General features: G+C 27.3%; 18 protein-coding genes. 6 read left to right on the top strand and 12 right to left on the bottom strand.

Annotated elements, in window-relative coordinates; translation table 11 throughout:
- Positions 1 to 104: 104 nt before the first annotated feature.
- The 9 genes from atpG to QZ288_RS10370 form a co-directional block, all read right to left on the bottom strand.
- Complete coding sequence (atpG, locus tag QZ288_RS10330) at positions 105 to 983, bottom strand: ATP synthase F1 subunit gamma (protein ID WP_295158584.1); 879 nt, start codon at positions 981 to 983, stop codon at positions 105 to 107.
- A gap of 26 nt (positions 984 to 1,009) precedes the next feature.
- Positions 1,010 to 1,846 carry a beta-1,6-N-acetylglucosaminyltransferase gene (locus tag QZ288_RS10335; protein ID WP_295158586.1) on the bottom strand — a complete coding sequence of 279 codons (837 nt, stop codon included), beginning with the start codon at positions 1,844 to 1,846 and terminating at the stop codon, positions 1,010 to 1,012.
- A 3-nt stretch (positions 1,847 to 1,849) separates the two neighbouring features.
- Entirely contained in the window at positions 1,850 to 3,349 is a 1,500-nt protein-coding gene (gene atpA, locus QZ288_RS10340) for a F0F1 ATP synthase subunit alpha (RefSeq protein WP_295158588.1), read from the bottom strand.
- 38 nt (positions 3,350 to 3,387) lie between these two features.
- On the bottom strand, positions 3,388 to 4,035 hold the full coding sequence (gene atpH / locus QZ288_RS10345) for an ATP synthase F1 subunit delta (RefSeq protein ID WP_295158590.1): 648 nt from the start codon (positions 4,033 to 4,035) through the stop codon (positions 3,388 to 3,390).
- A gap of 18 nt (positions 4,036 to 4,053) precedes the next feature.
- Positions 4,054 to 4,602 carry an ATP synthase F1 subunit delta gene (gene atpH / locus QZ288_RS10350; RefSeq protein WP_295158592.1) on the bottom strand — a complete coding sequence of 183 codons (549 nt, stop codon included), beginning with the start codon at positions 4,600 to 4,602 and terminating at the stop codon, positions 4,054 to 4,056.
- Between the two features lie 38 nt (positions 4,603 to 4,640).
- Positions 4,641 to 5,138 (bottom strand): F0F1 ATP synthase subunit B, encoded by a 498-nt coding sequence (gene atpF, locus QZ288_RS10355; protein ID WP_295158593.1) that lies wholly within the window; start codon positions 5,136 to 5,138, stop codon positions 4,641 to 4,643.
- Between the two features lie 15 nt (positions 5,139 to 5,153).
- Positions 5,154 to 5,375, bottom strand: coding sequence for an ATP synthase F0 subunit C (gene atpE, locus QZ288_RS10360; protein WP_295158595.1), 222 nt, complete (start codon positions 5,373 to 5,375; stop codon positions 5,154 to 5,156).
- Between the two features lie 26 nt (positions 5,376 to 5,401).
- Positions 5,402 to 6,313, bottom strand: coding sequence for a F0F1 ATP synthase subunit A (gene atpB / locus QZ288_RS10365; RefSeq protein WP_295158597.1), 912 nt, complete (start codon positions 6,311 to 6,313; stop codon positions 5,402 to 5,404).
- 124 nt (positions 6,314 to 6,437) lie between these two features.
- Positions 6,438 to 6,773 (bottom strand): STAS domain-containing protein, encoded by a 336-nt coding sequence (locus QZ288_RS10370; RefSeq protein ID WP_295158599.1) that lies wholly within the window; start codon positions 6,771 to 6,773, stop codon positions 6,438 to 6,440.
- A gap of 279 nt (positions 6,774 to 7,052) precedes the next feature.
- Between QZ288_RS10370 and QZ288_RS10375 the strand changes: the two genes are divergently transcribed.
- From QZ288_RS10375 to panC, 5 genes are all read left to right on the top strand, one after another.
- On the top strand, positions 7,053 to 7,757 hold the full coding sequence (locus QZ288_RS10375; protein WP_295158601.1) for a helix-turn-helix domain-containing protein: 705 nt from the start codon (positions 7,053 to 7,055) through the stop codon (positions 7,755 to 7,757).
- A 55-nt stretch (positions 7,758 to 7,812) separates the two neighbouring features.
- Complete coding sequence (locus tag QZ288_RS10380) at positions 7,813 to 9,267, top strand: TolC family protein (RefSeq protein WP_295158603.1); 1,455 nt, start codon at positions 7,813 to 7,815, stop codon at positions 9,265 to 9,267.
- Between the two features lie 113 nt (positions 9,268 to 9,380).
- Positions 9,381 to 12,572 carry an efflux RND transporter permease subunit gene (locus QZ288_RS10385; protein ID WP_295158604.1) on the top strand — a complete coding sequence of 1,064 codons (3,192 nt, stop codon included), beginning with the start codon at positions 9,381 to 9,383 and terminating at the stop codon, positions 12,570 to 12,572.
- A gap of 308 nt (positions 12,573 to 12,880) precedes the next feature.
- Entirely contained in the window at positions 12,881 to 13,342 is a 462-nt protein-coding gene (locus tag QZ288_RS10390; RefSeq protein WP_295158606.1) for a hypothetical protein, read from the top strand.
- 4 nt (positions 13,343 to 13,346) lie between these two features.
- Entirely contained in the window at positions 13,347 to 14,189 is an 843-nt protein-coding gene (panC, locus tag QZ288_RS10395) for a pantoate--beta-alanine ligase (RefSeq protein WP_295158608.1), read from the top strand.
- Between the two features lie 13 nt (positions 14,190 to 14,202).
- On the opposite strand, the gene QZ288_RS10400 is transcribed toward panC, so the two are convergent.
- Positions 14,203 to 15,468 carry an RtcB family protein gene (locus QZ288_RS10400; protein WP_295158610.1) on the bottom strand — a complete coding sequence of 422 codons (1,266 nt, stop codon included), beginning with the start codon at positions 15,466 to 15,468 and terminating at the stop codon, positions 14,203 to 14,205.
- Positions 15,469 to 15,830: 362 nt separating this feature from the next.
- On the opposite strand from QZ288_RS10400, the gene QZ288_RS10405 reads away from it, so the two are divergent.
- The gene (locus QZ288_RS10405) at positions 15,831 to 16,739 is read left to right on the top strand and encodes a radical SAM protein (protein WP_295158612.1); all 909 of its coding nucleotides are present in this window, start codon (positions 15,831 to 15,833) and stop codon (positions 16,737 to 16,739) included.
- Between the two features lie 54 nt (positions 16,740 to 16,793).
- Here the strand turns inward: QZ288_RS10405 and QZ288_RS10410 are convergent, their stop codons facing one another.
- Both QZ288_RS10410 and QZ288_RS10415 read right to left on the bottom strand, forming a co-directional pair.
- Complete coding sequence (locus QZ288_RS10410) at positions 16,794 to 17,699, bottom strand: glycosyltransferase family 2 protein (RefSeq protein WP_295158614.1); 906 nt, start codon at positions 17,697 to 17,699, stop codon at positions 16,794 to 16,796.
- On the bottom strand, positions 17,696 to 19,440 hold a 1,745-nt coding region (locus QZ288_RS10415; protein WP_295158616.1), incomplete at its 5' end, for a hypothetical protein. The genes QZ288_RS10410 and QZ288_RS10415, both read right to left, overlap by 4 nt.

The raw sequence follows: 19,440 nt of genomic DNA on the forward strand, positions 1-19,440 counted from the left end.
CCGAAGCACATCGATAATTTATTATCGATGTAGTTAAAGCGAAGGCGAGCATAGCGATAATAAAGCAATTTTTATTGGCAATAATAAAAAATATATTGATAATATTATAAAGCCTCAGAACCGCCTATAATATCAAGAAGTTCATTAGTAATATGTTCCTGCCTTGCTATATTGGCTTTATTTTTAAGATCAGCTATAAGCCTTTCAGCATTATCAGTAGCATTTCTCATAGCAATGGATCTCTCAGCATTTTCAGACAAAAAAGAACTTGTAAGCATAAAATAAAAATATGTTTTAATAGCCATAGGCACAACTTCTTTTAATACATCTTCTATATTAGGCTCAATAGTATATTCTAATTTTTTCTTGATTTTATGTCCCTCAATATCTTCATCATCAGGTATCATAGGTATTAAACTCTTTATTTTAGGTATATGAACCACTCTAGTATAATATCTTGTGTATATAACCTCCACTCTAGAAGCATTGTCTACAGCATATTCATGCATGAAACGCTGCACTACAGCGGCACAGTCATCAAAAGTAGATTCCTCATCTATACGCGGATATCTTCTTGTAATAGGTATTCCCTGCTTTTCAAAATAAACCTCTCCCTTTTTTCCAAGTACATGAAGGTAAACCTCTCTGCCATGTCTATGATGATGTCTTATTCTCTCCATAGCCTCATCAAATATTTTTGTATTATAAGAACCGCATAAGCCTCTTGAAGAAGTTACAACAAAAAGTATTATGCTTTTTATTTTTTTCTTTGGTGCTAAAAGAGGATGCACATGATCCATATCCGAATGAGAAAGATCTTCAACTATTCTATTTAATTTCTGAGTAAAAGGACGCATTCCTTGTTCTATAGTTAGAATTTTAGCAGTTCTTGAGCGTGATATCATATCCATAGTTTTAGTTATTTTATGCGTGCTTGATACAGCTTTAATTCTTGCCTTTAATACATTAAGTTTCTCTGCCATAATAAAACCTCAAATCAATTAGAATTTTATTTATTTTCTAAATCTCCATATAACTTATCTATTATATCATTATCAATATTTTCATCAAATTTACGTGCAAATATACCCCCCCCTGTATAGTTATTTATACCGTCATAATCTTTCATTTTTAAGTTAAAAGGAGCACCGCCGTCCCAAATGATATATCTTAAATTATCATTAATGCAGTTATCTTTAAATTGACTGTTTAATAGTATAGACTGAAAGAAAAACTCATCGCTTCCCCAAGTATAATTAAACCTTTTAAGAAATTTTGGATTTTTATCTGCATAATCTAATATATACTTAACAGCATTATTAGTTAAATTCCACCACTGAGAGCCATAATATATATTTTCTGGGGTACTGCGTTTAAAAATAGGTAAATCAGATAAAAACTTTCTAATATTCTTATGTAAAAATAACCTATAAAGTTTTCCAAAATTATATGTATTTAATCTAAAAGACATTTCATTATATATGCCGTCATTATTTTTTATATTTTCATACGATATGAATTCTTTATCTTTATTAATATCAAAAAAATTAATTATATCCCTATTAGTCTTTAAAGGTATATCCTGCCCGCTTATAAAAATATATCTGTCATAATTATTTTTATAGGATTTTTCAATTAAAAATAAAGCAGCTTTAACTAAACTAACATCGCCATGATAAGTTTTTATTTTTTTATAAACTCTAACATTATCAAAAGTTTTTATATATAATCTGCTTCTTTTATCAATATGCATATAAATATCAAAATCTTTTTTAAGATGATTGATTAATCTCATCAGCTGATTTTCATTTTTATGTGCCAATATCAAAAAACAAATTTTACTCATAAATTAGAACTTAGCTTTAAAATCCTCTATAATTTTATAAAGCATATCTGTATCTTCTATATCTTTTTTCTCTCTAATATCATCAAGTACATTCTGCTTATCGGCTCTCATATACTGAAGCAGTCTCCATTCAAATTCATAAACTCTATCAACTTCAACATTATCCAAAAAGCCTTTAGAAGCGGCAAATATAACAACAACCTGTTCTTCAAAAGGCATAGGGCTGTATTGCTTCTGTTTTAAAAGCTCAACCATTTTTGCACCTCTGTCTAATTGCGATAAAGTGGCTTTGTCAAGTCCTATACCAAGCTGAGAAAATGCCTCTAAAGACCTGTATGAAGCAAGATCAAGCCTTAAAGTACCAGCAACTTTTTTCATAGCTTTAGTCTGAGCATTTCCTCCTACACGCGAAACTGATATTCCCACATCAATAGCAGGACGCACGCCGCCCATAAATAAACTAGCAAGCAAATATATCTGTCCGTCAGTAATAGAAATAACATTAGTAGGAATATATGAAGATACTTCATTATCCTGAGTTTCTATTATAGGAAGTGCTGTTAAAGAACCTCCGCCCAATTCATCGCTGAGTTTAGCTGCCCTCTCTAAAAGTCTTGAATGCAGATAAAAAACATCTCCGGGAAAAGCCTCTCTTCCGGGAGGTCTTCTTAAAAGCAGAGAAATCTGTCTGTAAGCATTAGCCTGCTTAGTTAAGTCATCATATATAATTAATGCATCTTTTTTCTTTTCATACATAAAGTACTCAGCCATAGCACAGCCTGCATAAGGAGCTATATATAAAAGCGGAGCAGAATCAGAGGCAGTGGCTGCAACTACTATAGTATATTCCAAAGCATTATGCTGTCTTAAAGTATCAACAACTCCTGCAATCGTAGAAGCCTTTTGACCTATGGCAACATATATGCATATAACTCCTGAATCTTTCTGATTAATTATAGTATCAAGGGCTATTGAAGTTTTTCCCGTTCCTCTGTCGCCTATAATAAGCTGTCTTTGTCCTCTGCCTATAGGCGTCATAGAATCAATTGCCTTAATACCTGTTTGAAGAGGCTGCTTCACTGCCTGTCTGTCAGCAATACCGGGAGCTGAAAACTCTATAACCCTTTTTTTATCTGTATTTATTTCTCCGTGTCCGTCTATAGCAACACCCAAAGGATTAATAACCCTTCCAAGCAGTTCTTCCCCTACAGGAACTTCTAATATTCTCTTAAGCCTGCTTACCTTACTTCCCTCTTTAATTCCGTAATAATTACCCAAAACTATAGCTCCAATAGTTTCTTCTTCCAAGTTAAAAGCAAGCCCTACAACACCGCTTTCAAAAAGTATCATCTCATTAGCCATAACATGCGGAAGTCCTATAATCCTAGCTATACCGTCCCCAATTTCTACAACAACTCCTACTTCATTAGGTGTAAAATCAGCCTTATAGTTTTTAATCTCATCTTTAAGAATTGCAGTAATTTCACTGGCTTTTATATTCATAAACAATTCCTTATACATCAATTATTATAATTAATACATCAATTATTATCATCAATAGAAGATTTTAATTGCGTAAGCAGTCTTTTTACACTATAATCATAAACAATATCTTCTATCTCTATTATAACACCGCCTATAATACTTTCATCTATATCATAAGTAAAATGTATATCCTTATCTGAAACCATTTTCATAACTCTGTCTTTAAGTCTATGCATATCATCAGTATCTTTCATATCCGATGCAGTTGTAATTTTTACTGCAATTATATTATAATACTTATTACATAGATTTTCATATTCTACTATTACAGCAAATAAAATATTAATCAAATCCCTTTCTATCAAAATGGAAATAAGATTAAATGTTTCTTCTGATATATTATTACTATCAGCATATATTTTTTTTAATACACGCATTCTTAAATTGCCGTCTACAAAACTAGATTTAAAAAAATCATATATATCATTATCAGCAAGCAAAGATGAATAAACTATATTCAAATCGCTTTTTATAGCCTCTATTTTACCGATATCTGAAGCAATATCAAACATAGCCTTAGCATAATTTTTAGCACTAGATTCATTTTTTACAATACAGTTAAATCTGCCTGCTTTTTCTTTGGTAATTTCTTTAAGTACTTCTTTTTTAAGATCGCTTAAAATATTATCAGCAATAGAATCCATATTAACTCCGAGTAATGTTTAATTACCATATATAAATTTGTTTTGTAATAAATCCATTTGTTTTTTTATGCTATAATCATAAACTGTAGAACCTACATAAACTATTATCCCGCCTATTATGCTTTCATCAATAGTAGTTTCGTATGATATTTCGCTATCAGAAAAACATTTAACAGTTTGAATAATATCATCTATAGTTTTATCATCAATATTGCCTGCAGTAACAATACGGACTCTAACTACATTATTATAATCATCTGCTATTTCTTTATATAAATCAGCAATATCAGGAAGAAGATATATACTGTCATGCTCTGTTAATATAGATACAAAAGCATAAGTTTCTTTAGAAAGAATTGGCTTTAATCTTTTATCTATCAATTCTTTTTTATCTTTTTTTGAAATTAATTTATCAAAAAAATATTTTTTAATATCATCATCTTGAAACAATTTTGAACATTCCGAAAGCTCATTATATATTTCTTTAATCATTCCAAGATCTTTTGCTATATCAAATATAGCATTAGCCGTAGGTTTTAATATTCTTAATTTATCGCTGTCTTTCATAAAATCATCTGCTTCCTAAATGCTTAAAATCAATATTATTATTTATTTTCTTTATTTGTATTATTAATAAATTCATTAATCAAAGCCTGATTATCTTCTTTATTGATATTTCTTTTTAAAATAGTTTCAGCCATAACAACAGCAATATCCAAAGCCTCTTTTTTTACATTATTCATAGCTTCTTCTTTAGACCTATCTATTTCAGACATAATTTTATTTTTATTAATCTCAGCCTCTTCTCTTGCATTATTAATAATCTTCTCTTTAACTCTATTAGCTTCAATTCTAGCATTTTCAATAATAGCACTAGCCTCAGCTTTAGCATTATCAATCTGCTCTCTGTATGCAGCTAAAGATTTTTTTGCATTTTCTCTAGTTTTTTCAGCTTCTTCTAAATCTTCCTGTATCTTATCAGCCCGTGCATTCAAACCTTTAAATATTATCTTCCAAGTAGAAGCTCCTAATATAGCAAGAACTAGTAAAAATGTGATCCAAGTCCAAATAATAATACCTGGATCTATTTTTAAAAGTGCCATAATTCCCCCAATTTTTTATTTTGTAAATAATGCCAAAATACAAATAACCAAAGCAAAAAGCCCGACACCCTCTATTAATGCTGATGCTATAAGCATAGCTGTCTGTATTTTTCCGGAAACCTCAGGCTGTCTGGCTATTCCTTCAACTGCTTTAGAACCTATAAAACCAATTCCTAAACCAACCCCTATAGCAGCAAGTCCTGCCCCAATCGCTGCCCCTAATATAGAAAGCTCCATTTTCTAACTCCTTATATTTGATTTTTTTAATGCTCATCACTAATAGCAATTCCAATATAAACTGCTGATAATAATGAAAATATATAAGCCTGCAAAACTGATACAAACATTTCAAGCAAATATATAAATCCTAAAAATAATACGGCAAAAGGCGAAACTAATAATGTTCCAGACATAATAATTAAATATGGTATAACTATCATCATTATATGTCCGCCTGTTATATTGGCAAATAAACGAATTGCAAGAGCAAATGCCCTATTAAATAGAGTAATAAACTCTAATACCCATATTATAGGAATTAACGGTATTGGAAGCCCTTTAGGTACTAAAGATGCCCAATATTTAATAATTCCTTTTTTCTTTATACCAGCTGCAATATAAACTACAAATACTATTAAGGCTATAGCCGATGTAAAGCCTATATTAGCCCCGATTCCTCCTGCTATATATGAATAATGTCCGTCTTCTGTAGGAATTTTTACAGCTGCAGGAATAAGTCCTAATATATTAGAAAACAGTACAAATAAAAATATTGTCATACAAAAGGGGACATACTTCTTCCCCTCTTCTCCTAAAGCAGCACCTATAACATCTTTATTCATATAATCTATTATACCTTCTAATATGCTTTGTAAATATGTGGGTCTTTTGAAAGGACATTTCAATTTATGGGCTAAATATTTCATACTTGAAATTGATAATATGCCTGCTAAAGTTACTAATATAATATGTTTAGTTATCTTGATATCAAAATCTATATAATTGCCTACATTAATCGGAATTGTAAAAAAAGGATGGGCTGTATTATCTGTTATCTCTTCCATTATAAAATCATTTATATTTTCAGCACCATAAATAATATCAGCTGAAAATAATGATCCAAATATTAAGGTTAATATAAAAATTCTCTTTAACCAAACTAATTCTTTAAACATAATTAATAATTACTGCCTTATGTATAAAATAATAATTATTTCAAATAATTTTATAACCATTAAATAAAAAATCAACTATTATTTTTTGTATTTTAATTAAAATTTAATATTAATTTATAATTAACTAAAAATTTTCCAAAGCCTCAGTCTCGCTTGTAAATACAGGAAAAAAATTATTTATTTTAGTAAGCTCAAATACTTTTTTTACAGGATCTGTAATCTTTACAAAACATATTCTGCCGTTTACTTTTTTGAATGCCCCAAGTGCTGAAATAAATACTCCTATACCGCTGCTGTCCATATAATAAACATCTTCCATATTAACTATTATCTTCTTTGCCCCAAGCTCTATTTGTAAAAAAATAGTGTCTTTTAAATCAGATGAACTATAAACATCAATGTCGCCGTCTAATTTTAGTATAACAGTATTATTTTCTAACTCTTTAACATTTACTTCCATAAAAAAACTCCATTTACAATCATATTTGAAGTTATATAATATGTTATATATTAAAATAAAAATATTTACAATAGTATATCATAAATATTTTATGTACAAAATGTATCATATAAAATTAGTTTTTAATACACTTTGATTAAAAAATATAAATTTTTACAATAAAAATATATTGACAATAAAAAATAATTATAATAAAATGCTCTTTACAAATAAAAACGACATATATGTCATTTTTATTTTTTCTGTTAATTTCAAATAGAGGTGATAATCAAAAAAACAATGCCTAAAGTAAGCCAAGAGTATTTTGACGATAAAAAGAGAATAATACTAGAGGCGGCAATGAGAGTTTTTCAAAAAAAGCCTGCTTATAGTGTTACGATGAAAGATATTATTAAAGAATCAGGATTAAGTCAAGGGGGTGTTTACAAATATTATTCAAATATAGACTACATTGTAGCAGCACTTTTAAATACAAGTAATATTACTACTAATCCTAAAGAGCTGCTTGATATGTATAAAGATGATCCTGAAAAGTCTATATTTGAATTATTCGATGCTTTTAGAAAGTTTTTCTTCATAACTGAAAAAGAATTAGGAAAAATTATGTTTGAATTGCAGGCATTTTTCTTTAATAATAAAGAAAGACTAAAAGTATTAAGAGATAATATAAATAAAAATCTTATACCGCATTATTGGTTTTCAGATTTGTTTAGGTTTATAGATAAAAAAATAGATGAAAAGTATTTTAAGCCAATATTAAAACCTAATGATATTTATATGCAGATGATGGTTGCATTTTCAGGAATAGGAAATAAATTAATACTTAATAAATATTATGATTTAGGTATAAAGACATATTATATAGTAGAAGAAGAAAAAAAATATTTGAATGCAGATTTGAATAGCTTAATTGATACATCATATAAAACATTATTACTTTTGCTTGGAAGTAAGAATGTTAATAAATATAGCTTCAAAAATTAATTGCTATTTCAAAAAAATCATAAGAATATTGCTGATTGTAATTTAAGGAGAGTAAATGAGAACAAGTATAAAAATAGCTGTAAGTTTAATAATATTCATTAATATTTTGCATGGTCAGACAAACACTTTGACTTATGCTGCTTATATGGAAACTATAAGAGATCAGATACCTGAATTAAAAATAAATGCTGTAGTTGAAACTAATGCTGAAATGAATTTACTTAGTGCAAAAAGTTCGGCAGATGTAAATCTATCCGCTCAGCTTGGAGCTGTAGGTAAATACGGAAGTTTATCATCAGGCACATCTACATCAGTGGGTCCTACAGCAGAAGCTGCAGGAATACAGGCTTCAATAGGCGTAGGTTCTTTAATACCTTACAGCGGAACAAGATGGTCTGTAAATTTAACTCATAATTCATTTATAGGCGGTAAATTATATTATCCCGGAAATCCTCAGCCTATAGATTTTAACAATTATCAGCCTTCGCTTACTATACAGGTAACTCAGCCTTTGCTAAGAAACTTTTTCGGTACTTTAGATAAATACCCTATAAAAGATGCAGAATATGCACTTAATATAGCAAAGCTGCAAAGAAGATTAGATGATGCAAGTGTTGTAGTTGCATATCAAAAAATATATTATCAATGGATAATGTTTGAAAAACTTCTAGAATATTATAGAAGTATGTATATAACAGGAAGAAGTTTTGAAAATCAAATGAGAAACAGATATAATAATGGGCTTATAGATAATGATTCATATCAAAGTGCAAGAAAACAGACTATGGTATACAGCGATTATTATGCACAAAATCAGGTTAATTTAGAAACTCTTTTGGCAACTATAAGTTTCTTTATGCCTGTAACAAATATAAAACCAGATCATACTACTTGGGATGCATATTTAGACTTGGGAAGCAATATGCAGATGGAGGCTGTAAATTTTTCTGACAGTATTAACGGACAAATAGCATATCAGTCAAAAATAAGAGCCGAATATACTCTTGAAACTATGAAAAACGGAACAATGCCTAATTTAGATTTAGTAGGAAATGTCAGCCTAAACGGACTTAGCCCTAACAGCGACGGATATTTTAAGTCTTTCGGAAGTATGACAAATGTTGATTTTTTTGCAGGCGTACAGTTCTCATACCCTATAGGAAACAGAGCGAATAAAGCACAATATAAAATGGCAGAGAACTCTTTATATGGCATAATAGCACAATATGATCAATTAGAAAAAGATTATAATACGCAATTGCAGACATATATTTCAAGGTTTAATGCATATAAAAATTTAATATCAAGCAAGCAGATGCAAATAAGAGCAATAAACTCAAGAATAGCAACACAGCTTCAGAAACTAGATCAAGGGCGTTTAGAAATTGATGATTTGCTTACTTCAAGATTAGATTTAACCGCTACGCAGACAGAACTTCTAAACCTTCAATATGAATTTATAACGACTATATTTGATTACAGAGCTTTACTTGCAATAGATTATGAATAATATAATTCAGTAATTTTTAATAAGGTTTATAAAATATTGCATATATATAAAATTTAGAGTCTGATTTTTAAATTAGACTCTGATAAAACTGAAAAATAGGAGATTTCTAATATATGGAAAGAATTATAGTATTTTTTGCCAAAAAAACGATGCTTGTAAATATAATAGTAATGGCTATTTTATTTATAGGAGGTTATTACTACTTTAACTTGCAAAAAGAATCTATACCGTCTACTGACTTAGATATGATGCTGGTATCAATAATATATCCAGGTGCTACTCCTCTTGATGTGGAGCAAAATGCTGTTATTCCAGTAGAAGAGCAATTGCAGGGGATATCAGGAATAGATGAATATAATACTACAATCATAGAAAATGCCGCTATTATCATAATAAAATTAGATGAAACAATACCTGACAGACAGCCTGTTAAAGATGAAGTATTCAGACAAATGCAAAATGTTCCTGATTTATCAAAAGATGTTGAAGAGGTTACCACTTATGACTTAAATCCTAATAAAATGGATATATATACTTTAGCCGTGCATTTCAAAAAAGGAATGGAAGGAAATGAAAAAGAATTATTTGATTTTAGTCAAAGACTTGAAAGAGAACTTGTAAGACTTGAAGGTGTTGCTGAAGTAAGAGTAAATGGAAGAACGGATCCTGAAGTAAAAATATATGTTGATCCTATGAAAATGCAGGAAAATTATATTGCATTAACTGATGTTGTTAATGCTTTAAGCATAAGAAATATAAGGGCTACAGGAGGAGATTTAGAAAGCGGAGGAAAAGAACAGACTGTAGTTACATTCGGAGAATTCCAAAATTTAAGCGAGGCAAGTAATGTTATTATAAGATCTACTTTTAACGGACAGAGAGTAAGAATAAATGATATAGCCCGTATTGAAGAAGGTTTTGAAGAAAAAACTGTACATATGAGAGTTAATGCTGCTTCCGGCTATTCATTATCTATAGTAAAAAATGAAAATGCTGATATTCTTAAAACTATTGATACAGTAAATAAATATTTAGAAGAAAATGCTGATATTATTCCTGATAATATTCAAGTATCTGTAATGGGAGACAGATCAAGAACAATAAAATCTCTTTTAAGTATAGTAACTTCAAACCTTATACAAGGATTCATAATTATATTTATAACTTTGATTATATTCTTAGACTTTAGAAGTGCTATGTTTACAAGTTTGGGTATGGTGCTTACAATGTTCTCTTGCTTTATATATATGCAATTAACAGGAATAACATTCAATACTATGTCATTAGCTGCTATTATCACTGTGCTTGGTATGATAGTAGATAACTCAATAGTAGTATCCGAAAACATATTTAATTTTAAGCAGGCTGGATATAAAGGGCTTGAAGCTACAAGACTTGCAGTTTCTGATGTTGTAATGCCTATGCTTGCTTCTACTCTTACTACAGTTGCAGCTTTTACGCCTATGCTTACAATTACAGGTATAATGGGTAAAATATTAAATTTATTTCCGAAAATAGTAATATTTACATTAGTGGCAAGTATGGTGCAGGCTATATTGATACTGCCTAATCAATTGCAGGATAAAGAAGATAAATATAAATCATATAATCCTAAAAAGAAAAAGAGTAAATTTAAAAATCCTCTTGATTTTGACAAAGATGCTTTATTTGACAAAATGAAAATACCTTTTGGGGCTGCTTTAGAAAAACTTATAAAAGTAAGATATGTTGTTATAATATTCTTTGTGCTTATGTTTATAGCTTCTATGTTTTTAGCTCAAAATAGTTTCAAAAATTTCGTACTTATATATGATACTAGTGCTGATACTATAGTTATTAATATAGAAATGCCTACAGGTACAACTAAAGAAGTTACAACTAAAGAGATTGCAAAAATAGAGCAGGCTGTATCAAAAGTTATAAAACCAGAAGAACTTATTGCTTTATACTCTTTAGTAGGAAAACAGGTGGATCAGGAAATAGTTTCTGAAGAAAAGGGAAGTTTAGCTGGTATTATGGTTTATTTAGTACCTGCCGCCGAAAGAGACAGAACGGCTGATGATCTTGTTGATTTAATAAATCAGGAAATAGATAAAACTGATATAAAACAAAATGTGCCTGTATTTACTATGAATACAAAAGGAAATGTTGATCCCGGAGATCCTGTAGATATAAGAATAGTAGGAAATGATACAGAATTGGCAAAAAAAGCTAAAGATGATATTAAAAGTTTCTTGGCTACAGTACCCGGAGTTATAAATATTGATGATGATGATAAAATAGGTAAGGAAGAATTAAGGGTTGTATTTGATTATGATAAGATTGCAGAACTTGGAGTAAATGTTGCTACAGTAGCTAATCAAGTAAGAACTGCATACTATGGTACAGAAGCTACAGATATACAGGAACTTGAAAATAAAATCACATATAGAGTATTATTTGATGAAATATTTACTTATGATGTAAAATATTTAAATGATTTATTAATACCTAACTCTCAAGGAAGATTAATATATCTTAAAAATCTTGCCTCTATAGAAAAAGCAAACGGACTTTCTACATTAAAGCATTATAATGGAGAAAGAACTATAACAATCACTGCTGATATAGAATATGGAAAAAATACTTCTCAGCAGGTTATGAATGCAGTTCAAGAAAGATATAAAAGTTTTGCCAAAGATTACAGAGGATTGAAATTAGAATTCGGAGGAGAAGCTAAAGAAACTATGAAAGCTATAAAGCAGTTATTATTTAGTTTTGCTATGGCTTTTATATTTGTATATATTGTATTACTGCTTCAGTTTAACAGATTCATACAGCCTATTATGATAATGATAATTATTCCATTTGGTTTGATAGGAGTACTATTAGGCTTTGCTATTCATAGAATGCCTTTATCATTTATGGGCGTTGTAGGTATTATTGGGTTATCAGGCGTTGTTGTAAATAATGGTATTATACTTGTTGACTTAATTAACAAACTTATAGATGAAGGTGTTGAGGGCGGAAAAAAAGGCGTGGCAAAAGCTATTGTTGAAGGAGCTAAACAGCGTCTTCGTCCTGTATTCTTAACTACAGTTACTACAGTTGTAGGGCTTTTACCTACTGTTTATGGTATAGGCGGAAGAGCAGATATTATCATTCCTATAGTTATGGCATTAGCTTACGGGCTTTTATTTGCTTCTTTACTTACGCTGATATTTTTGCCTTGTATGTTTATGATTATGTTTGATTTAAGGTTAATAAAAATACCTTCTTCAGTAAATCCTTCTGAAGAAATTACTACTACTATAACTACTAGATAAAATTAATCATAGCCTGCATTTGAAGTTAATTAAAATTAATTGAAGTTAATAGAAAAATCAAAACTTTCTATTAACTTCTTTTTTTATTAGTAAAATAATTGAATTTTATTAGTAAAATAATCGAAGCATTCTTCTTCAAATATTTTCCATAATAATTTACACATAATAATTTGCCTCTAACTGCATTAACGAAATAAAGTATAAAACACTAAATAATTTTTTATTTTTATTTATAATAGTTGACAATTTTATTATTTATAAATATTATTGATAATTATTCTGATTCGATTAAGGAGTTTTTCAGAAAAATGGCTAAAACTATTAAATGTAAATCTTGTAAAACTGTAAATGATAAATATGCTAAACAATGCCGATCATGCGGAACATTGCTTTATCCTGAAATCTCTCATAAAAATGCTGAAATTATTACTATTATATTAGATGCTGTATTTACTTTTATATATTTATTTGGAATATTTTTATTTATAGTTAATTCTAATAATAATGAAACACCTAAATATATTGCATTGCTTCCTGCTCCCAATACACTGCCTTATTTTTTGATAATATTATTATTTTTAGTATTTGCAGTAATTAAAATACTTTATATATTAAATATTTTTGTATTAAAAAAAGACATTATATTCAGCATAAGAAGAATAAGTATGTTTGCCGAAGCCGTGATAATGTTTCCCATTCAGACTATACTTGCATTATATTTTTATGAGCCTGCAACCAATCAAGATAAAATGAATAAAAAAGCGGATTAATTATATGTCTTTAACTATATTAAAAAATATAAAAAGTGCATATAAATTTATTAATGAAAATAAAAATGATTCAATAGCTCTTATATCAACTATGGGAGCTTTGCATAATGGGCATATAGCTTTAATAAAAAAGGCAAAAAAAGAATGCATCATTACAGTAGTAAGTATATTTCTTAATCCTCTTCAATTTACAAAAGTAGAAGATATAGAAAAATATCCCCAAGATATAAAAAGAGATAAAAAAATTTTAGAAGAGCTTGAAGTAAATGCATTATTTTTGCCTTCTGTTGAAGAAATGATATCTGATGATTATTCTGCTTATATAAATATAGATAATAAATACAGCGAATATTATAAAATTTTAAGACCAATTTATTATAAGGGCATAATTACAATAATGTCAAAACTATTTAATATATTATCTCCTACTAATCTGTATTTAATGGAATATGACTATCATGAAATATTTATGATAAAAAAAATGATAAAGGATTTAAATTATAATATAACAATTAAAACTATACCTATAGTAAGAGATGAAAATATGATAGCTTTAAACAGCATCAATGATTTATTAAGCGATAGAGAAAAAGAGGAAGCTCAAATAATATATAAATTTCTTAAAGAAGCAAGAGAAGAGTTTAAAAAGGGAGGCACTAAATCATCATATTTAATAGATATTATAAAGCATAATTTAAAATCACATAAAATGCTTAAAATAGAATATATTGATATTATAGATAAAGAGAGTTTTAGAAGCACTGAAACAGCATCAAAAAATTCTATTATATTAATATCATGCTATTGCGGTTCTGTAAGATTATTGGATAATATGCCTTTAAAATAAAAAAAATATATTATTATGAAGCAGACTTTATATTTAATATCGGCTTTAATCTGTCTATTATATTTGCTGTTGGTTCTATAAGCTTTTCTATTTCCTTAGAGTCTTTATATGCCTGAGGTGCTTCATCTAATGTACTTTTAGAAATACTGCTTGAATAAATACCTTTCATAGAATCTATAAACTCATTCATACTTATTTGTTTTTTTGCCTGCATTCTTGATAATACTCTTCCAGCTCCGTGAGGTGCAGAATAATTCCAATCCTCATTACTTTTTCCCTCGCATATTAAAATACCGTCACGCATATTAAAAGGTATTATTATTTTTTCTCCTTTATAGCTTCTTATTGCCCCTTTTCTTATGATAAAATCTTCAAAGTCTATAAAATTATGTACAGATGAAAAACTATCTTCTATTTTTATATCAAGAGAATTTGCTATTATTTTAAGCATAGTATCTCTGTTTATTTTTGCATAGTACTGTGCTGTTACCATATCTATGCAGTAATCAAACATAGCTTTATCATATATATAATCTCCGCTTCTTATTATTTCAGAATATTCATTATATTCTTTTGTAGTTTTATCTTCTGTATTATGAATACTATTAATAAAATCCTTTGCTTCTTCAATTCTTTTTTTGTTTTTTCTTATATGATATTCGCAAACCATTCTTCCGAAATTTCTTGAACCTGAATGTATCGTTAGAAAATAATCATTATTTAAAGACCTCCCTATTTCTATAAAATGATTTCCTCCTCCAAGCGTGCCTATAGAATTATTAAATTTTTTTAAATTTATTTCTACTCTTTCGCATAACTTTTCTATATAATCATTATCAATATCAAAAGGCTTAAACTCTGTATTATATCTCTTATTATATCTAATTATAAAATTTCTTATAAGCTCATTTAATTCTTTAAAATTAAATATATCATTATAATTTTTTTTATGAGTTTTACGCCCCATAGGAATATTTTGCTTTATAGTTCTGTCAATTTTTTCTAATGGAATATTTTTTATATCATCGCTTAATTTTGAAGCAAGCATTCCGCAGCCTATATCGACACCTATATGAAAAGGGTTTACTCTGTCAGTAAGGGGCATAGTAAAACCTATGACTATCCCCTTTCCTAAATGAGTATCAGGCATAATTCTTATTTTTACATCTTTGCTTACTTTTTCATTTAATATATTATATATAAGAGAATAAGATTCTTCTTCAATGCTGTCAGCGAAAATTTTGCAGTCTTTATTATATTTTCCCTCTAATTCTATCATAAAATTTTTTACCTCTATAATTTTATTATTATATATAAAACAATCATTATAACATAATTTATCAAAAAAATTAAGTATTTTAATGATTAAAACTATATTTATTAAGAATATATAATCAAATTAATTTTATTTATAATTTATAATATCTGTTTTAATTATATAAAAATAAAATCTATATTCATCATTATAATTTTTAATATTGAAACTATAAAATTATGAAACTATTAAAAAAGCTGAATAATTTTATTATTAAATATCATTTTATATAAAAGCAATATATATTATTGACAAAAATATTAATATACAGTATTATTATAAATACAATATATTGATACAGAGCCAAATAAAAGAGATAAAAATAAATGCTTAAATACAGAGAAATTAACTGCAAATCCGCTTTAAATAAAATAGACAATGAATATGGATTTTGCTATGATTTAAATATTTACAGAGGCTGTCTGCATAAATGCCATTACTGTTTTGCTGTATATTCTCATAAATATATTAATTCAAGGGATTTTTTCTCAGAAATATTTGTAAAGAAAAATATTGCTGAAGTATTGGAAAAAGAATTATCATCAAAAAATTGGAATAGAGATATTATTAATCTTGGAAGCATTACTGACAATTATCAGGAAGCTGAAAAAGACTATAAGCTTATGAGAGATATTTTAAAACTTCTTATAAAATATAAAACCCCTATGTGCATATCTACAAAAAGCGATTTGATATTAAGAGATTTTGATTTGATAGATGAGCTTTCAAATATGGTATCTGTTAGAATAGCTTCTACTATAACAACATTAGATGAAAAATTATCATCTCTGATAGAACCCAATGCAGTAAGCCCAAAAAGAAGATTTAATATGCTTAAAATTTTTAAAAAGACAAAGGCAATAACTGCTGTTCATATTATGCCTGTAATGCCTTTTATAACAGAAGACAGTATTGAAGATATTTTTAAAAAAGTAAATGAATATAATATAAATTACTGTGCAGCTGATGCATTAAAATTAAAGGGCGAATGCAGAAAAATATATCTAAACTTCATAAGACAAGTATTTCCTGAACATTATAAAAAGTATTTATATATTTATAACTATGACGGCATTCTTAAAGATGAGTACAGGGAAAAATTATATTCAAAAATAAAATCGCTGGAAGAAAAATATAATATAAAATACAAAACCAAAGAAGAGCTTAATACAGAAGACGGAATTTACAGAAGATATAAAAGTGCTAATTTAGAAAAAGAGCCTAGTTTATTTTAATTTTGCAATTAATATAAAGTATAAAAAATGAATATTAGATTTTTAGCCTTGTTTTTATTTTACCGAATTATATTTAAATCTTCTATTTTCTGCTATAGCTTTTTCTATAGAATGTACTATTAATCCTATAGAAAAAGATAGAGCAGATAATATTAATAAACATATAGTTAATATTGCTGTAGGAAATCTATCTACTTTTAATGTTTCAAAATATTCTATAGTGATGCTGATTCCTAATGACATACCTATAACAAAGAAAATAATACTAATGATACTAAAAAATATCAAAGGCTTTTCTGTCATCATTAAATATATAATAGTAAATAGTATTCTAAATCCGTCTCTAAATGTGTTAAGTTTAGAAAAAGAACCTTCAGGTCTTTTAAAATATTTAGCATCTATTTCTCCTACAGGCAAACGCATTTGTAAAGCATATATAGTAAGTTCAGTTTCTATTTCAAAACCTTTAGATGAGGCAGGAAAACTTTTTACAAATCTTTTTGAGAATATTCTATAACCGCTAAGCATATCTTTAAATCTTTTACCAAATAATATATTAGCAAAACCTGTCAGCATAGCATTTCCAAAACTATGACCTTTTCTATGTACATATTCATCTGCAGCTTCACGGGATATATTAAGCATATCAAGTTTATTATCTAAAAAATATTCTATATGTTTTTTTATTTCTGATATATCATACTGCATATCAGCATCAACCATAATATACATATCAGCTTCAATATCAGAAAAAGCTCTTCGTATAACTTCGCCTTTTCCCTGATAATTAACTTCTGTAACTATAGCACCTGCCTCCTTTGCTAATTTTAAAGAATTATCTTTACTATTATTATCAAAAACATTTATTTCAGCTTCCGGTAAATATTTTTTAAACTCTTCTATTACCTGTTTTATAGTAATCTCTTCATTATAGCAAGGTATTATTGCTGATATTTTCATTTAGAATTACCTCTTAATTCTTTAATAATTTTTTTAAATCCGCCAAAATCATATATAATATATACAAATGATATTATACTCATTATAGATAAAGGAAGCATAGGATACATATATCTGCTATCAAAAACAGGTGAAAAAGCAACGACTATAAAAAATGTAGCTAATGATGAAAAAGATAAAAAGAAAGAGAATGATAATAATATATAATTTTTTAATTTATGCTTAATTAAAATAAATATTGATAATAAAAATATAATTATAGATATCATAAATAATAATATAATTGGTACTCTTACCCCAGAATCTAAAAAATGACTTACCTTATACCTTAAATTATTAAATGGTACATAATAAGTTTTAAATCCATTATCTTCTAAAACTTTTGGAATATCATAGGGAACAACAGTTATTATATAATCATCAATATTCAATGACAGCCATTTACTAAGATGTAATGATAAAAATTTAAAATAAGAATAAGGATATTTCATTATATATGACATCCAAATCTTACTTATATCCTCCAAATATACAGGCTTAAATATCCTTTCTTTTCTCCAACTCACTGAGTAAGCATCAGCATCATATTTATTAACAGAGTACATCTCTTTTAAATCTTCAAAATTTTTTTCTTTTTCATACCAATTAGTAGGTATTAAAGAATCATCATTATTTGGAACAGCACAAGAAGCTATTTGTATCAAAAATATGTGGTTAGGAGTATTAAGATTTAAATTTATTTGATTTTTTATAAAAATATGAGGTGTAATTTTTAATATTAAAATTAATACTAAAGCAGCTAATAATGATATAGATAAATATATAAATATATTTTTGATTTTATTTTCGATATTTAATTTATATACTGCTAAAAATATTAAAAATAATATAATCGGATATATACTCACAATCATATTATGACGCCATAATAGTGAGAAAATTATTAGAATAAACACAAAAAGATATATAAATATTTTTAAAATTAATCTTTTTATAGGAATTAATATCATAAAAAATATGATGCATATTGCAAGCCATAAATACATAGATGCTGTAACATCCTTTAATTGAGTAATTACTGTGAAATAAAAATTTGGAATAAAGCTTATAAAATAAATAAACATTATATTTCTATTTTTAGTTTTTAAATATAAACTTACAGCTATTAATATTAATCCTGAGTATAGACATATTAAATTGATTAAAGTTAAATAGAAAGTATGCTGCCCAAATAATTTATATAAAAAATTTAAAGTAACAGCTATAGTTACAGGATGCCAATTAGAGTAATTTTTTTGTACAGATTGAGTTAAAATATTTATATTATCAGGACTATAAAAATATCCGGGAAACCCTATCCACAAATGTAATAAAAATAAAATAATTCCTATAAGAATAAAAAGAATTATAGATCTTTTCACTGTCATAAAATTATCGTATTTTAAATATAAATGATATATCTTACTGTTTCTTTTTTCTAGTTTTGAAATTATTTTACTGAAATTAACATATAAATATATAAATGTAATAAACAAAATTAATGAAATAAGTACTTTTTTAATTCTTAGATAATAAGTTACATTATATATATTTTCATCATTAATTTTATTAGTTGATATTAAATTACCAAAAGGACTGCCGTTTTTGTCCATATTAATTTCTTTAATGAAAGAATTATCTTGTAATACTTTATTAGTATCAATATAAACTCCGTAAATATCGCTATGTCTGAATATTTTAC

This window comes from uncultured Brachyspira sp., from assembly GCF_910578695.1.
Lineage (GTDB): Bacteria > Spirochaetota > Brachyspiria > Brachyspirales > Brachyspiraceae > Brachyspira.